This window comes from Brevundimonas mediterranea, from assembly GCF_011064825.1.
In the GTDB taxonomy this organism is placed as follows: domain Bacteria; phylum Pseudomonadota; class Alphaproteobacteria; order Caulobacterales; family Caulobacteraceae; genus Brevundimonas; species Brevundimonas mediterranea_A.
Genome location: NZ_CP048751.1, coordinates 2070810 through 2086504, shown reverse-complemented (window position 1 = coordinate 2086504; position 15695 = coordinate 2070810). Strand labels below are relative to the sequence as shown.

Sequence of the window (15695 nt, the reverse complement as noted above, 5' to 3'; positions counted from 1 at the left end):
AGCGAAGCGGAGCCGAGAATGAAAAGCCTTCTTCCCGTCCATTACGCTGCGGCGACCGATTTGGACCCCCGGGGACCGGGAAACATGGTCTGAGTATCCGAGCCGCCTGACCGGCCGGCGACCGTCAGGCCGCGCGTTCGACGTCGGGGAAGGACGCCAGAGAGACGGTGTCGGTGCTGGACAGCAGTCGAGGCAGGTCGATCAGGACGACGAAGCCGTCCTCGCGCCGCACCACGCCCGAGATATAGTCCGAGCGCCACTTGATCCCGATGTCGGGCGACGGCTCGATCTGGTCGGCGCTGAAGACCGCCACCTCGAACACCCGGTCCGCCACCAGGCCCAGGCTGAGCACCCGGTCCTCCAGCGGAATGTCCAGCACCAGGATGCGGGTGTTCAGCGTCGGCTCGGTCGGCGCCATGCCCAGGCGGATCCGAAGATCCGCCGTGGGAACCCCCTGCCCCCGCACGTCCGTCAGGCCCAGAAGATAGTCCGGACTGTTGGGAATGCGCGAGGGCGCCTGATAGGTCAGGATCTCCCGCACCAGGCCGACCGGGGCGGCGAAGAGTTCGTCGCCCAGGCCGAAGGTCACATATTGCCCCTCAGAGGCGCCTTGTCCCTTGGCGGTTTCGGACATCAGGCGCTCTCCCGGAAGTCCATGTCCTCGTCGTCCGCGCCGCCGACCGCCATGTCCAGGGCGAAGCCCTTGGCGCGGGCCTGCTGGGCGTGGACGGCGGGCTTGGCCGGCGCAGCCTTGGGCGTCGGGCGGGCCGCCGGCTTGGCCGGGGCCTTGAAGGTCGAGACGCGGGCCTGAGCACGGGCAGGGACTCTTTCGGCGTCCGTGCGGAAGAAGGCGATCGAGGTCTGCAGTTCCTCGGCCTGGGCCGCCAGCTCCTCGGAGGTGGCCGACATTTCCTCGGCCGCGCCGGCGTTCTGCTGGATCACCTTGTCCAGTTGCTGGATGGCCTCGTTGATCTGGCTGGCGCCGACGTCCTGCTCGCGGCAGGCGGCGCTGATCTCCGAGACCAGTTCGGCGGTCTTGCGGATATCCGGCACCAGGCGTTGCAGCATTTCGCCGGCTTCCTGGGCCGCCTTGACGGTGTCGCCCGACACGGCGCCGATCTCGGCGGCGGCCGTCTGGCTGCGTTCGGCCAGCTTGCGCACTTCCGAGGCGACGACGGCGAAGCCCTTGCCGTGCTCCCCGGCCCGGGCGGCCTCGACCGCCGCGTTCAGGGCCAGCAGGTCGGTCTGGCGCGCGATCTCCTGCACGATGCCGATCTTGGCGACGATGGTGCGCATGGCCTCGACCGCGCGATGAACGGCCTCACCGCTGGTTTCCGCGTCCTTGGACGACTGACGCGAGATCTTCTCGGTCTGGGCCGCGTTGTCGGCGTTCTGCTTGATGTTGGCGGCCATCTCTTCCATCGAGGCCGAGGCCTGTTCGGCGGCGGCGGCCTGTTCGGTCGCGCCCTGGCTCATCTGTTCCGACGAAGACGACAGTTCCTGGCTGCCGGCCGAGACATTGTCCGCAGCCGCTAACGCGTCGCCGACCACGCTGCGGAGGCGTTCGATCATCCGGTTAAGGTCGCCCAGCATGTCGCCGATTTCGTCCCGACTGGTGACGACGACCGCCTGGGTCAGATCGCCTTCGGCGACGGCGCGAACGGCCTCAGTGGCGCGGATCAGTCCCTTCCGAACAATCAGTGTGATGCAGACACAACCGAAGACCGCAGCGAATAGAGCGAAGGCGCTGGCGACGATCAGCCCTACACGCGCTTCCTCAAACACCGCATTGGCGCCCTCCTCGGCCTGCGCCATCAGCGCCTTGTCCGTCGCGACGATGTTTTGGGCGGCGTCCTCGATCGCAGAAAGGCTGGCGCGCGCTTCGTTCAACATCAACGCCTTGGCGCCGACGTCGTCGCCGGCGAGCGCCAGCCTGTGAATTTCTTCGCTGATCGGCTTGTATTCTGACCAGGCGTTCGCCAGCGAAACCCACTCGGCCTTGGCGTCTGCCGATGCGGCCGCCTGGCCTTGAGCCAGCAGGTCTTCCAACATGCCTCGGCCCCGGCCTACCTCTTCGGAAAACTCACGCACCGCTTCAGGGTCGGTGGTCAGGAGCATGCCGCGCTCACGCCTCACATAGCTGCTGAACTCGGTCTGGATGCTCTGGGCCCGGCTCAGTTGGGCGGCCGGTCCGGCGACAACCTCATGGATGGCGGCGTGCAGAGACGAAAGATGACTGAGGGAAACGCCGACTAAAACGGCGATCGCCGCGATCAGCACCCCGAACGTCAGGATCAATTTGGCCTTGATGGTGAAACGCATAGCCTATCTCCCGAAAAATCGATCATGACGAGCGACGGACGCCACTGGCGAGCGTGCACCCTGGTGCAGATTGCAGACAGCCGAACATCCGAGGGCGGTCAGGACGAAAGCCAGCGCCATCTGAATGACGAGCGAGCCATCGACCGGGAAAGTCGACCCTCGGAGGCTCGCCACATCACGAACCTCGACAGCCACATCCACTGGTATGCGTCTTCTCATATCTCGTCCCGTCCCCACGGCGCGCTAAAACACAACCCGAACGCACCATCCAGGGATATGGTTAAACCGACTTCAAACGCCTGATAGGGAGTTGTACCTATCGATAAGCCTCTAAGATTGGTGGGTTTTTTGATCAACGAAGGTCGAACCGCAGCCCGCCGGCCATGCACTTTCAGGTCGTTCCGCCACAGAATCTCACCCCGCCTGAAACACATCTACGGGTCGCAACACGCAGCAGATCGTGGAATTTCACAGCAAGCCCACGTCCGAATTCCCGCTACGATCCGTCGGACTGACGAGACGGTCCAGGCGGCCCGGAAGCCGGTTCCGGCATTGGGGCGGAGATGGCTCTTATGTGCTTTCTACAGACCGAAAAGGATTGGGGAGGGGTGCGGCCATTATCTCCCCGTTAACCATCCTCCCGGCATTTTCTGCCCAGTGATTTGCGGGAGCGTGGGCCGATGAACGGCGCGGAAGTTCTGGATGTAGGGCGCGACGCCATCTGGCTGACGATCCAGCTGTGCCTGCCGGTCCTGCTGGTCGGCCTGGTCGTCGGCGTGGTCATCGGCCTGTTCCAGGCCCTGACGCAGATCCAGGAACAGACCCTGATCTATGCGCCCAAGATCATCGCCATCTTCGTGTCCCTGTTGCTGTTCCTGCCGCTGATGGGCGCCCTGCTGGGCGGGTTCATGCGCCAGATCGCGGCGCGCATCGCGGGCATGTAGTGGAGGCTTACGCCACCGCGGATCAGGTCTGGGCCGGGGGGCTGATCTTCGCCCGCATCGGCGCGATCCTGATGCTGATCCCCGGCTTCGGGGAAACCTATGTGCCGCCGCGCATCCGCCTGTCGCTGGCCCTGCTGATCAGCCTGGCGCTGTGGCCTGTGGTGCGCGACAGCCTGCCGGGCCTGCCCGAGACCCTGGGCGGCATGGCCGGGTGGGTGATCCGCGAGGTGGTGGTCGGCCTGATGATCGGCATGCTGCTGCGCATGTTCCTGACGTCGCTGATGACGGCGGGCGAGATCGTCTCGCTGCAGACCACCCTCAGCTTCGCCCAGACGGCCAATCCGCTACAGGCCCAGCCGGGGTCGACGGTCGGTTCGTTCCTGCTGCTGTTCGGGGTGACGCTGATCTTCGCCACCGACACCCACCACCTGTTCATCGCCGGCATGGTCGGTTCCTACAGTCTGATCGCCCCGGCCAAGCCCCTGATCATGGGGGATTTCACCGAGATGGCGGTGCGGACACTGGGGGACAGCTTCCTGCTGGGGGTGCAGTTGGCGGCGCCGGTTCTGGTGTTCGCCCTGATCTTCAACCTGGCCTCGGGCCTGATCGCGCGGGTCATGCCGTCGTTTCAGGTCTATTTCGCCGCCGCGCCTCTGAGCGTCATCCTGGGCCTGTCGATCTTCGCGCTCAGCCTGGGCGCCCTGGGCACCGTCTTCATCGACCGCTACCGCCGCCTCGCCGAGGTGTTCGCGGCCGGCGCCTTCGGGGGAGGGGCGAGTGGCTGACGACACCGATCCCGAGTCGAAAACAGAAGACGCCACCCCCCGAAAACTCGAGGACGCCCGCAAGAAGGGCGACGTCGCCAAGTCTCAGGACGTCGGCCAGGTCCTGTCCCTGGCCGGGGCGGCGGCGGTGATCCTGGGCGCCGGGGGCTGGTTCGCCGGGTCGATGGCGCAACAGCTGCTGCCCTTTATCGCGGCCCCTCACCAGATGCTGGGGATGCTGGATTCGGGGGCGGGGGCTCAGATTCTGGCCCAGGCTCTTTGGGCCATGACCCCCTTCCTGGGAGCGGTCATGCTGGCGACCATCATCGGCGGGGCGGGCGGACACCTGGCCCAGTCCGGCCTGATCTTCACCGCCGAAAAGCTGAAGCCGAAATGGTCGTCGGTGAACCCGATGTCGGGGTTCAAGCGCATCTTCGGCCCCGACGGCCTGATGCAGTTCGTCAAGACCTTCCTGAAGCTGATCGCCGTCTGCGTCGTCTGCTGGATGGTGCTGAAGCCCCATGTCCGCGAGTTCGAGAACATGGTCACCCTGAGCCCGGCCGCCCTGCTGCCGCTGGCGCGGGACATGGCCCTGGCCCTGTTCGTGGCGGCCATCATCCTGTTGGGGGCGACGGCCGGAGCCGACTTCATCTGGCAGAAGATGCGCTTCGCCAAGCGGATGCGGATGACCAAGGAAGAACTGAAGGAAGACTACAAACAGTCCGAGGGCGATCCCCACATCAAGGCCAAGCTGAAGCAGATCCGCATGCAGCGCAGCCGCCAGCGGATGATGGCCAATGTGCCCAAGGCCACGGTCATCGTGACCAACCCGACCCACTATTCGGTGGCCCTGCGCTACGAACCCAGCGAGGGCGACGGGGCGCCGGTCTGTGTGGCCAAGGGGGTCGACGCCCTGGCCATGCGTATCCGTGAAGTCGCCAAGGAACATGGCGTGCCGATCGTCGAGAACGTCCCTCTGGCCCGCGCCCTTTACGCCTCGGTCGAGATCGACGCCGTCATTCCCAAGGAACATTTCGAGGCCGCCGCCAAGATCATCGGCTTCGTGTTCCAGTCCCGCAAACGTCGGTAAGACCCCCGTAAGGCTTGGCGCCGGATTTGGGGGTATGATCAGACCACTGATTCGCGAGGCCGCATGAAGCCCAACCGTCGCCTTCCGTTCGACCTGCTCTCCGTTGCGACGGCGTTCGGCGTGGTCGTGGCCGTCGCGGCCCTGGCCTATCCGGCCTTCAAGGCCAATCCGATGTCGGGGCCGGGCATGATCCTGATCGTCACGGCGGGTCTGATCGCCCTGATCGGCCTGTTCGGTTTCCGCCGCGCCGAGACGGTCAAGCCGTCCAGCGACGTGGCCGTGGACATGCTGGACGCCATGGCGGAGCCGGCGGCCCTGGTGTGGGAGACGGGCCAGGTCCTGGCCTTCAACGGCGCCTGGGCCCAGTCCAACGGCACGACCACCGCCCTGCCCCGCGGCAAGTCGGCCCAGGCCCTGTACATGGCCTTCGCCCAGGCGCGCCGGGGCGAGCCGGGCCACGCCATCGTCCAGATCGGCGACCGCGAGGTCGAGGTGGTGATCGGCAAGGCCGGCCCCGACCGGTATCTGATGCGGGTCGCGCCCGAAGCCGTCCTGCCCCTGCCCGTGGCGACGGCCCCGACGAACGGCGCGGCGACGGGCGAATCCCGCGCCATGGCGGCCGGCGCTCCCTTCGGCTCGGCCGTGATCGACGGCCCCGACCTGTTCGCCGGCCGGGCGCAGGAGGCCAACGCCGCCCTGGCCGTGCTGACCGGCCCCAACGCCGCGCGCGACGCCGCCTTCGGCCATCTGTTCGACCCGACGGGCGTGGCCGAGGCGCGGGTCAAGCTGGCGGCCGGGTCGTCCGGCCCCATCGAACTGGTCGCCCGCGCCTATCCCGACAAGATGCTGCACCTCTATGTGGCGCCAGAGGGCGAACAGAAGCGCATCTGGCTGTTCGACGTCTCGGCGCAGAAGTCGATGGAGCTGCAGCTGTCGCAGGCCCAGAAGATGCAGGCCGTGGGCCAGCTGGCCGGCGGCGTGGCCCACGACTTCAACAATCTGCTGACGGCCATCCAGTTGCAGCTGTCGGGCCTGCTGGAGCGGCATCCGGTCGGCGACCCCTCCTACGAGGGGCTGAACGAGATCCGCCAGACCGCCATTCGCGCCGCCGACCTGGTGCGCAAGCTGCTGGCCTTCTCGCGCAAGTCCACGGTGCGGCGCGAACGGCTGGATCTGGGCGAGCTGGTCGGGGAGTTCGCCATCCTGCTGCGTCGCCTGCTGCGCGAGGACGTTCGGCTGGAGACCGACTACGGCCGCGACCTGCCGGTGGTCCTGGCCGACAAGAGCCAGCTCGAGACCGCCGTCATGAATCTGGCCGTCAACGCCCGCGACGCCATGCGCGGCGTGGTCGAGCCGGGCGACGCGGTCGTCACCATCACCACCCGCCGCCTGACCGCCCAGCAGGCGCGCGAGATGGGCTGGCCCGACGCTCCCACCGATGAGGTCGCCCTGATCGAGGTGTCGGACACCGGCCCCGGCGTGCCGCCTGAACTGGTGGACAAGATCTTCGAACCCTTCTTCACCACAAAGGCGGTGAACGAGGGCACCGGCATGGGCCTGGCCACCGTCTACGGCATCGCCCAGCAGGCCGGCGGCCATATCTCGGTCAGCAATATCGAGGGCCCGCACGGCATGAGCATGGGCGCGGCCTTCCGCATCTTCCTGCCGGCCGCCGGCGAGGCGGAACTGGCCGAGGTTCAGCCGGTCGAGGTCAAGGTCAAGGCGCCGCGCGACCTGTCGGGCGCCGGCCGCATCCTGTTCGTCGAGGACGAGGACGCCGTGCGCGGCATCGCCGCCCGCCTGCTGCGCCAGCGCGGCTATGAGGTGATCGAGGCCGCCGACGGCGAGGAGGCCCTGATCCTGGCCGAGGAATACGCGGGCCAGATCGACATGATGATCTCCGACGTCATCATGCCCGGCCTGGACGGCCCGTCCCTGCTGAAGAAGGCGCGCAAATACCTGGGCGACGCCCCGGTCATGTTCATCTCAGGCTATGCGGAAAGCGACTTCTCGGACCTGCTGCAGGACGAGGTCGGGGTCTCCTTCCTGCCCAAGCCTCTGGACATCAAGACCCTGGCGGAACGGGTGAAGCAGGAACTGCACGCGGGCTGAATCCACGTCGCGGTTCAAAACGGCCGTTCAGGCGGCCCTGCGCGCGGCGGAGGGGGATTTCACATACAGGCCCTTGCGGCCGGTGACGGGGCGGAAGGCGACGGTCTCGCCTTCCAGCCGTTCATCCATGCCCAGGAACAGGCAGCCGTCGTCGACCAGGCGGCGTTCCAGCCCGTCCAGCACGCGGGCGCGGCGCGAGGGCTCCATGTCCCCGAGCACGTAGCGGCAGAAGATGACGTCGAAACGGGCCTCGTCGGTCGGCTCGTCCAACAGGTTTGCGCGTCCGAAACGGACGGTGTCGGCCAGTTCGGCGCGGACGCGCCAGTTGTCCTCGGCCGGCTCGAACCAGCGCAGCATGGTCTTGGCGGTCAAACCGCGCTGGATCTCGAAGCCGGTATAGAGGCCTGAACGCGCCTTCTCGATCGCACGCTGCGACAGGTCGGTGGCCGTCAGATCCAGCGGAACGCCGATGTCCAGCCCCGCCATGGCGATCGACCAGGCCTCCTGGCCCGTCGAACATCCGGCGGACCAGACCTTGACCCGGCCGTTCGGCCGGGCGCGCGACAGGGCCGGCAGAAGCTCCTTCTCCAGCACGGTGAACGGGGTGCGATCGCGACGGAACCAGGTTTCGGCGTTCAGCAGGGCCTCGATCACAGCCCAGCCCAGGGAGGCGACCGGATTGGCCCAGAGATTCGTCAGCAGGGCCTCGACATTGGCGTAGCCTTCACGACGCGCGATCGGTCCCAGCCGGTGTTCGGCCAGGTGAATGCGATCCCGCGCCAGCCGATAACCGGCGCGGGTGGCCAATAGCCCCTGAAGCTTGTCGAAGTCCTCGGGTGTCATGCCGCGATCGCGCCGACCTCCATCAGCTTGGACTGAAGAATTTCGCCGTCAAAAGGTTTCATGACATAGTCGTCGGCGCCGGCGGCCAGGGCCTCGGCGATCCGCTCAGGCCGGGTTTCGATGGTGCAGAACAACACCTTCGGAACCTCTCCTCCGGGCGAGGCGCGCAGGCGGCGCAAGAAGGTCAGCCCGTCCATCACCGGCATGTTCCAGTCGATCAGCAGCACGTCGGGCATGACGCCTGAGCAATAGGCCAGGGCCTCGGCGCCGTCCGCAGCCTCGTCGACCTCGTAGCCGAGGCCCTCTACGATCCGGCGGGCGACCTTGCGAATGATCCGGCTGTCATCGACGATGAGGCAGGTTTTGAAATCCAAGACGGGCTCCCCGGCGCCGGACCTTCAGCAGAAGTCACGCGTCGTAGCAGCATCGCCCGATTCCAGTTAACGAGTCGTTGGGAAAGCCTCACACGGGCATTCGCGCGACCAGGACGACGCGGCCGTCCTCGACCGTCACATGCAGCGAGCCGCCGGCCTCGACCACGGTCAGCCATAGCCAGTAGGGCTGGATCCACTGCCCCGCCAGCCCTTCGATCAGGCGCTCGCCGGCCAGGCCCGTGACCGCTTCCGGCTTCAGCCGGGCGCGGGCGCCCTCGGCGAATCCCTCGATGAACAGGAAGCCGTTCTCGACGCGCGACTGGATCACCGCATCGCCCCCCATCGGCAGGGCGCCGACGGTGAGATAGGCCAGATTGGTCAGGGCGCGCGCCTGGGGCTTGGAAAACTCGCCCTCGTGGATGCGCCAGTCCAGCGAGGCGCGCCCGCCCTCGGTCAGACCCGTGACCAGCGACTGGAGCTCGCGTGCGGTGAACCGTTCGCTGGTCGTCGCCGCGCCGAAGGCGACGCGGGCGAAATGGACCAGGGCGACCATCTTGCGGGCGCTCTGTTCGATCAGGGACAGGGCGTCCTCGCGCATGTCCTGGGCCGAAGGATCGCGCATGAGATCCAGGCCCGAGACGATCGCGCCCGACGGGCTGATGAAGTCGTGGCACAGTTTGGCGGCGACATAGGTGGCCAGTTCGATTCCGTCGACAGGCAGGTCCAGCGGGGCTTTGGCGGCGTCGGTCGAATTCATGGAGGCCAGCATACTCTCGTCGGCGTTCAGGTCACAGTTCATGTCGTGCGCGAAGCTGACGTGATTTGCCGGTTCATGGAACCGCCGCAATGGTCTATCGAGCCCATAATGACGACCTCCCCCACGAACACCCTGGCCCTCGACCTGGAGTCCGGCGCCCTGGCCCTGGCCATCGCCGAGATCGCCGAAGAGGCCGCGCGCCTGATCCTGCCCTACTGGCGCAGCAACACCGCCGTCGAGACCAAGTCGGACGACAGTCCCGTCACCCAGGCCGACCGCGCCGCCGAGGCCCTGATTCTCGAACGGCTGGCCGCCCTCTATCCCGGCGTCCAGACGGTGGCCGAAGAAGCGGTGGCCGCGAACGGCGCCCCGGCCTCGGCCGAGGACTGGTTCTGGCTGATCGACCCGCTGGACGGCACCAAGGGGTTCGTGCGCGGCGGCGAGGCCTTCACCGTCAACATCGCCCTGATGCACGCGGGCTATCCCGTCGCGGGCGTGGTCACGGCTCCGGCGACGGCCACGACCTGGCGCACGGACACGCCGGGCGGCGGCGCCTTCCGTCGCCAGTACGGCGAGCAGCAGGAGGGCGAGGCCCACGCCGGCGCCGAATGGCGGCCAATCAAGGTCCGCGACCGCCCGCAGGAGGGCATGGCCCTGCTGAGCCACAGCGTCACCGATGAAGAGGCCGCGCGTCTGGCCGCCCGCCACGGCTGCACCCGCTGGCAGGGCACGGATTCCTCGCTGAAATTCTGCCTGATCGCCGAGGGCCGCTTCGACGCCTATCCGCGCTCCGGCCCGACCTCGGAATGGGACACGGCGGCCGGTCAGGCCGTGCTGGAAGCCGCCGGCGGCCGCGTCCTGGCCGACGACGGCCAGCGCCTGGCCTACGGCAAGCCCAAATTCCTCAACGGCCCCTTCGTCGCCATGGGCGGCTGAGGCCGTTCCCGCCACGCTTCATCGTGTGGCGGGGACCTCACCGGCGGCCGCTACAGCGCGCGCCGTCGATGCAAGCGCCCGTTCAAGATCCTCCTTCGTCATCGACGTACAATAGGCTGGCGCTCCACGCTCGAAGCGCCAGCCTTCCGAAAGCGCGCCGGCATCCACGGCGTCGAAACCGAATTCGTCGTAGAGTCTGATAGCGATAGCCTTGGCTTCGGCGTCGTCGCTTGCGACCGGCAAGGCGCGTCGATCAGGCGCTCCTGCGGGTCTCCCGTCCCTTTCCAGTTCGTTCATTGGTATGGCGTTGAACGCCTTGACGATGCGCGATTGTGGAAGGTGTCGTGCCAGCAACTCGCTCGTCGTCGTTTTCTCGTCATCCAGTTCCTGAATCCGGCCGTCGCGTTCGACATAATAATTGTTCGTATCGATGACGACCTTGCCCACAAGCGGCGCAACAGGGGTCGTGCGATAGGCCGTCAGTGGAATGGCGACGATGACAACCTCGCCGAATGCGACGGCGTCATCGACCGTGCCGACTTCGCAACCGACGCCGTACCGCAGGCTGAATAGGGTTTCGGGGCCGCGCGAGTTGCTGAGCATGACCTGATGGCCGGCCTGAACCGCCAGCTTCCCGACGACCCGCCCGACGAAGCCCGCGCCGATGATGCCGATTTTCATGACTGTCTCTCCTGAGTGAGCCAGCAGATTTAATTGCCATTCATATCGCCATAAATATCCATTAGTAGACGACATTGACAACCAAATGAGATCAATCAATGGACCGGCTCACCAGTATGGCGGTCTTCGTCAAGTCTGCCGATCTCGGCTCTTTCGCCGCCGCCGCCGAGGCGATGGGAATGTCTCCACAGATGGTCGCCAAACACGTGGTGTTTTTGGAGGATCGTCTCGGAGCCGCCCTTCTCCACCGGACGACCCGGAGGCAGAGCCTGACGGACGTGGGGCGGGCCTATTATGATCGCTGCAAGCTTGTGCTGGCGGAGGCTGAAGCCGCCGACACGATTGCGCAGGACATGCGCTCCCAGCCCAAGGGCGTCCTAAGGGTCAACGCCCCGATGACGTTCGGCTCCTTCACTCTCGCCCCCTTCATCACGCGCTATCTTGCGCGATACCCCGATATGCAGATCGACCTCACGCTCAACGACCGATTTGTCGATCCTCTCGAAGAGGGTTTCGATGTGATGGTTCGGATCGGCGCCGTGGGGGACAGCAGCCTCATCGCCCATCCGTTGGCGCCTTACCGGTTGATCGCCTGCGCCTCGCCGACCTACCTCGCCCGTCGTGGCGCGCCCGAGACGCCTGCTGATTTGGAACGGCATGATTGCCTTGCCTACGCCTACTGGTCTCCTTCAATCCCTTGCCGTTGGCTGTTCACTCGCAATGGCCGAGACGAAGAAATCAAGGCGAGCGGACGGATGCGAAGCAACGACTGGAAGGCGTTGCTGCACGCCGCGATCGAGGGTTACGGCGTGACGCTCGGACCGGAGAGCGTGATGAAGGCGGAAATCGACTCTGGCCGGCTTGTCCGTGTCCTACCCGAGTACGAGGGGCCGGTGCGGCCCATGCATGTTCTCTATCCGGCCGGACGGCGCCCTACAGTCAATGTTCGCAGTTTCGTCGAGGCTTTGACGGAAGAATTCCGCCCTTGATGACGGCGCCTAAAGCCCCGCCTTCCACAGCAGCATCCCGGCCCGGTCGGCCAGGGCCGGCACGCCCAGTTCGCGCGCGGTCAGGACGGCTTCGTTCAGGATCAGGTGCAGGTGGGCGGGCGCAGGGCCGCCCAGGCGATGACGGGCCAGGGCCAATTCGGCCAGACCGATCTGGTCGGCGGCCCAGTCCAGCGGCGCAGCGGCGGCGAGCCGGTCGTGCAGGCGGGCCTCCATAAGCTCCAGCCCCGTCAGGTCGCGCACAGCCTCGGCCAGGGCGATCTCGCGCGATACCCGGCGTTCGCGCACCAGGGCGCCGATGATCAGGCCGCGCCCCTGGGTCAGGGCCTCGGCCTGATTCAACAGCATCAGGGGCGTGGCGTCGTCGCCGGCGCGCAGCACCTGAATGACGGCCCAGTCCAGCGGGCTGTGGTCGGGCGTGAACTGATCGGCGGCGGCGTCGAACATCATCCGTCCCTGGGCCAGGGCCTCGGCATGATCGGCGACGGAGGCCAGGGCCGAAAGACCCGCTCCGCACAGGGCCAGGGCGCGAGCGCGCGTCAGGGGCCGATAGTCGGGCGAGGCGTTCTCGACCAGGGCGCCGAGATCGCGTCCGGCCTGGTCCAGCAGGCGGGCGTCCCGCTTGATCACCCCGGTCTCCAGCGCCAGTCCCGCCCGATCCAGCCGCAGTTCGACGTCGTTCGCCCCCGCCTCGTGCAGGGCCAGGTCCATCAGGGCGGCGGCGTCCATCAGGGCGGCGGGGTCGCCGGACAGACGGGCCTTGCGTGTCTTGAGCCGGGCATGGATCGAGGACAACTCGCCTGCGGCATGGGACCGACGCGGCCGCCCGGCGGCGTCGAGCGCGGTCAGGGCGCGATCCAGGTGAATCGGATCGCCGCACAGGTCGAAACGCAGCATCAGGGCCTGGGCCTTGTCGATCGCGGCCCGCGCCGCCCGATCCTCGCCCACGGCGGCGCGCACCAGGCTGTCGGCGCAACGGTCGGCGCGGTCCAGGCTGTCGACGGCGCCGCTGCGGCGGGCGTGTTCGCGCCACAGGGCGGCGGCGCGGCTCTCGGTCTCGAACGGGCGGGCGCAGGAGACACGACCGGCGTCGGTGGTTTCGCGCCGCGCCTCAGCCGCCAGCAGATCGACGCCGATCAGCTCGACCCAGCCCAGATCCTCGCTCTCGCGGGCCTGGGCGAACAGCTTGCGAAGGTCTCGGCCGAACTCGAACATGCGATGGACGCCTCTAAATCCCGCTTCGGGACGACCAATGCGTCCCCCTGGGGTTCCAATGCAAACGCGACGCCGCCAAGGGGGTTCAGCCTGGCCTTAAGGATGATTTCGTCAATTCAGATCGGGGGTTTTCTGACGACAGCGCTGCAGGGCGGCGCGGGCCTCGGAGGCGTCGGCGTTCAGCCGACGCACGGCCTCGATCCGGGCGCGGGTCTGGTCGGCCTCGGCCGCGCGCGAGGGCTTGCCGGCGGCGGTCGCGGCCTGCATGGCCGCCAGCGACCAGAACAGGGCGGCGTCGTACAGGCGCCTGCCCTCCACGCTTTCGCCGCCTTCCAGTTCGGACGCGGCCTGGGTCAGGCCGGCGCAGCGCACCGCCTCCTCGTAGGAGACGAGGCCGACGTTCGGCGCGTGCTGAAGCAGCAGACTGGCGATGGTCAGCAGGACCAACATGGGAAGGCTCCATAGACATCCCCCCGGACATCGCCGACATCAGATCACGTTCCGACGACGGGGAGAAGATCGAACCCGGGCGGGAATTGGACAGGATTGCGAATAACTGCCGCGCTGAGCTCAAACCCTGTATGCTGCTATGCAGCAAACGGCCGGAACCCGGTTTTCGGTCTCGGCAAGACCCGCAATGGATCGTCATGCTCTACGCCTTTCATGAACTCGCCTATCAGTCGGCCCTGCCGTTTCGGGTCGGCGCCCAGATGGCCCGGCGCTTCTGGACCTCGCCGTTCAATCCGGCGGCGGACACGGCGGTCGGACGCACCGCCTACGCCTCGGCCGAACTGTTCGAGAGCGTCACGCGTCGCTACGGCAAACCGGACTGGAAGCTGGAAACCATCGAGATCGCCGGCAAACCGGTGCGCACCGTCGAACAGGTGATCTGGCAGAGCCCCTGGTGCCGCCTGGTCCGGTTCGCCCGCAATATCGGCGACCTGAAACGGGCCGGAAAGCCGGCCTCCGGCCCCGCCGTCCTGGTCGTCGCGCCCCTGTCGGGCCACTACGCCACCCTGCTGCGCGGCACGGTCGAGGCCTTTCTTCAGGACCACGACGTCTATGTCACCGACTGGATCAACGCCCGCCAGGTGCCGGTGCTGGAAGGCCGGTTCGATTTCTTCGACTATATCGACCACGTCCGGCGGATGCTGGCCGAGATCGGCGGCCGGGCCCATGTGGTCGGGGTCTGCCAGCCCGGCCCGCCCGTTCTGGCGGCCTGCGCGATCATGGCCGAGGACAGCGACGAGAACCGCCCCCTCTCCATGACCTTCATGGGCTCGCCCATCGACGCCCGGCTGTCGCCGACCGTGACCAACCAGCTGGCGGAGGAAAAGCCCTTCACCTGGTTCCGGTCGAACATGATCCACACCGTGCCCCTGCCCTATGCGGGGTTCGGGCGGCGGGTCTATCCGGGCTTCGTCCAGCTCTACAGCTTCATGTCGATGAACGAAGAGCGCCATCGCGACGCCCACTGGGACTATTTCAACAGCCTGATCGACGGCGACGGCGACGGGGTGGAGAAGCACGAGGAATTCTACGATGAATATCTGTCGGTGCTGGACCTGACCGAGGAATTCTATCTCCAGACCATCGACATCGTCTTCCAGCAGCATCTGCTGGCGCGCGGCCTGCTGGAGCATCGCGGGCGCAAGGTCGATCTGACCAAGATCACCGACATCGGCCTGATGACGGTCGAGGGCGAGAAGGACGACATCTCCGGCGTCGGCCAGACCCAGGCGGCCCACGGCCTGTGCCCCAACATCCCCGAGGACCGACGGGTGCTGTACGTCCAGCCGAACGTGGGCCATTACGGCGTCTTCAACGGTCGTCGCTTCCGCGACGAGATCTATCCCCGCGTCCGCGATTTCATCGCCCAGAACGAGGCCCTCGGTGGCGTATCGCAACGGTCAGCGTCTGCCGCTTGACGACGGGGGCCTAGGCTCCGGTTCCGGCCCCACACTGAGACTGTCGGTCAATCCCCGCGCCCGGCGTCTGTCGGTGCGGATCGATGCGCGCGCGGGCGAGGCGGTGGTGATCGCCCCGACCGAACGCGGCCTGGCCCAGGCCGTGGCCTTCGCCCGTTCGAAAAGCGTCTGGATCTCCGAACGCCTGGCGGTGCGGCCCAAGGGCCGACCGCTGGAGCCCGGCCAGGTCATCTCATTGCGCGGCCGCCCGGTCCGCCTGGAGGCGACGCCCGGCGCCGGCGCGGCCCGCCTGGTCGAGGACGGAACCGTCATCCGCTCGGGCGGCGAGGGCGAGGCCTACGCCCGCCGGGTCGAGAACCTGCTGAAGCGCGAGGCGCGCAGCACGCTGTTGGACCGCACCGACCATCATCTGCGCGCCCTGGGCCAGGCGCCGGTCACGGTCTCCATCGCCGACACCCGATCCCGCTGGGGCTCGTGCAGCCCGCACAACCGCACCATCCGCTATTCCTGGCGCGTCATCATGGCCCCGCCGCCGGTCATCGACTATCTGGCCGCCCACGAGGTCGCCCACCTGGTCCACGCCGACCACAGCCCGGCCTACTGGTCGGTCGTCGAACGCCTGGTCGGCGACCACAAGCCCTGGCGCAAATGGCTGAAGGACTATGGCGCCGCGCTTCATGCGGTAGGGCGATAGAACCCACTCATCCCCCCTTGGGGGAGGT

16 protein-coding genes are annotated in these 15695 nt (G+C 67.2%); 8 read left to right on the top strand and 8 right to left on the bottom strand.

Going from position 1 to position 15695, the window contains the following annotated elements; translation table 11 throughout:
* Positions 1-124: 124 nt before the first annotated feature.
* Both GYM46_RS10245 and GYM46_RS10240 read right to left on the bottom strand, forming a co-directional pair.
* On the bottom strand, positions 125-634 hold the full coding sequence (locus GYM46_RS10245; RefSeq protein ID WP_008264076.1) for a chemotaxis protein CheW: 510 nt from the start codon (positions 632-634) through the stop codon (positions 125-127).
* Positions 634-2322, bottom strand: coding sequence for a methyl-accepting chemotaxis protein (locus tag GYM46_RS10240; protein ID WP_008259195.1), 1689 nt, complete (start codon positions 2320-2322; stop codon positions 634-636). The genes GYM46_RS10245 and GYM46_RS10240 overlap by 1 nt, the downstream gene beginning before the upstream one ends.
* 680 nt (positions 2323-3002) lie before the next feature.
* Here GYM46_RS10240 and fliQ point away from each other — a divergent pair.
* From fliQ to cckA, 4 genes are all read left to right on the top strand, one after another.
* Positions 3003-3266: a flagellar biosynthesis protein FliQ gene (fliQ, locus tag GYM46_RS10235; RefSeq protein ID WP_008258892.1), complete on the top strand. Its 264-nt coding sequence runs from the start codon at positions 3003-3005 to the stop codon at positions 3264-3266.
* Entirely contained in the window at positions 3266-4051 is a 786-nt protein-coding gene (gene fliR, locus GYM46_RS10230; RefSeq protein WP_008260670.1) for a flagellar biosynthetic protein FliR, read from the top strand. The genes fliQ and fliR overlap by 1 nt, the downstream gene beginning before the upstream one ends.
* Positions 4044-5120 carry a flagellar biosynthesis protein FlhB gene (gene flhB, locus GYM46_RS10225; protein ID WP_008262919.1) on the top strand — a complete coding sequence of 359 codons (1077 nt, stop codon included), beginning with the start codon at positions 4044-4046 and terminating at the stop codon, positions 5118-5120. Before fliR ends, flhB begins: the two co-directional genes overlap by 8 nt.
* Before the next feature lie 63 nt (positions 5121-5183).
* On the top strand, positions 5184-7232 hold the full coding sequence (cckA, locus tag GYM46_RS10220; RefSeq protein ID WP_008264323.1) for a cell cycle histidine kinase CckA: 2049 nt from the start codon (positions 5184-5186) through the stop codon (positions 7230-7232).
* 27 nt (positions 7233-7259) lie between these two features.
* On the opposite strand, the gene GYM46_RS10215 is transcribed toward cckA, so the two are convergent.
* The 3 genes from GYM46_RS10215 to chpT form a co-directional block, all read right to left on the bottom strand.
* Positions 7260-8075 carry a CheR family methyltransferase gene (locus GYM46_RS10215; protein WP_008259147.1) on the bottom strand — a complete coding sequence of 272 codons (816 nt, stop codon included), beginning with the start codon at positions 8073-8075 and terminating at the stop codon, positions 7260-7262.
* Positions 8072-8449: a response regulator gene (locus tag GYM46_RS10210; protein ID WP_008263303.1), complete on the bottom strand. Its 378-nt coding sequence runs from the start codon at positions 8447-8449 to the stop codon at positions 8072-8074. The genes GYM46_RS10215 and GYM46_RS10210 overlap by 4 nt, the downstream gene beginning before the upstream one ends.
* An 88-nt stretch (positions 8450-8537) precedes the next feature.
* Positions 8538-9248, bottom strand: a complete 711-nt coding sequence (gene chpT, locus GYM46_RS10205; RefSeq protein ID WP_008259610.1) for a histidine phosphotransferase ChpT — start codon at positions 9246-9248, stop codon at positions 8538-8540.
* Positions 9249-9314: 66 nt separating this feature from the next.
* Between chpT and cysQ the strand changes: the two genes are divergently transcribed.
* Positions 9315-10142 carry a 3'(2'),5'-bisphosphate nucleotidase CysQ gene (gene cysQ / locus GYM46_RS10200; protein ID WP_008260259.1) on the top strand — a complete coding sequence of 276 codons (828 nt, stop codon included), beginning with the start codon at positions 9315-9317 and terminating at the stop codon, positions 10140-10142.
* 18 nt (positions 10143-10160) lie between these two features.
* Here the strand turns inward: cysQ and GYM46_RS10195 are convergent, their stop codons facing one another.
* The gene (locus GYM46_RS10195) at positions 10161-10823 is read right to left on the bottom strand and encodes an NADPH-dependent F420 reductase (protein ID WP_008262493.1); all 663 of its coding nucleotides are present in this window, start codon (positions 10821-10823) and stop codon (positions 10161-10163) included.
* 98 nt (positions 10824-10921) lie between these two features.
* Here GYM46_RS10195 and GYM46_RS10190 point away from each other — a divergent pair, with 98 nt between their 5' ends.
* Positions 10922-11812, top strand: a complete 891-nt coding sequence (locus GYM46_RS10190; protein ID WP_035308081.1) for a LysR family transcriptional regulator — start codon at positions 10922-10924, stop codon at positions 11810-11812.
* A gap of 9 nt (positions 11813-11821) precedes the next feature.
* On the opposite strand, the gene GYM46_RS10185 is transcribed toward GYM46_RS10190, so the two are convergent.
* Together GYM46_RS10185 and GYM46_RS10180 are read right to left on the bottom strand one after the other, a co-directional pair.
* Positions 11822-13045: a hypothetical protein gene (locus GYM46_RS10185; protein ID WP_008263578.1), complete on the bottom strand. Its 1224-nt coding sequence runs from the start codon at positions 13043-13045 to the stop codon at positions 11822-11824.
* Between the two features lie 111 nt (positions 13046-13156).
* A complete protein-coding gene (locus GYM46_RS10180) occupies positions 13157-13495 on the bottom strand; it encodes a hypothetical protein (RefSeq protein ID WP_008264084.1) in 339 nt (112 codons plus the stop codon).
* A gap of 197 nt (positions 13496-13692) precedes the next feature.
* On the opposite strand from GYM46_RS10180, the gene GYM46_RS10175 reads away from it, so the two are divergent.
* Together GYM46_RS10175 and GYM46_RS10170 are read left to right on the top strand one after the other, a co-directional pair.
* Entirely contained in the window at positions 13693-14973 is a 1281-nt protein-coding gene (locus GYM46_RS10175) for a polyhydroxyalkanoate depolymerase (protein WP_008260220.1), read from the top strand.
* Entirely contained in the window at positions 14939-15667 is a 729-nt protein-coding gene (locus GYM46_RS10170) for a M48 family metallopeptidase (RefSeq protein ID WP_008258663.1), read from the top strand. The genes GYM46_RS10175 and GYM46_RS10170 overlap by 35 nt, the downstream gene beginning before the upstream one ends.
* The last annotated feature ends 28 nt before the right edge of the window (positions 15668-15695 follow it).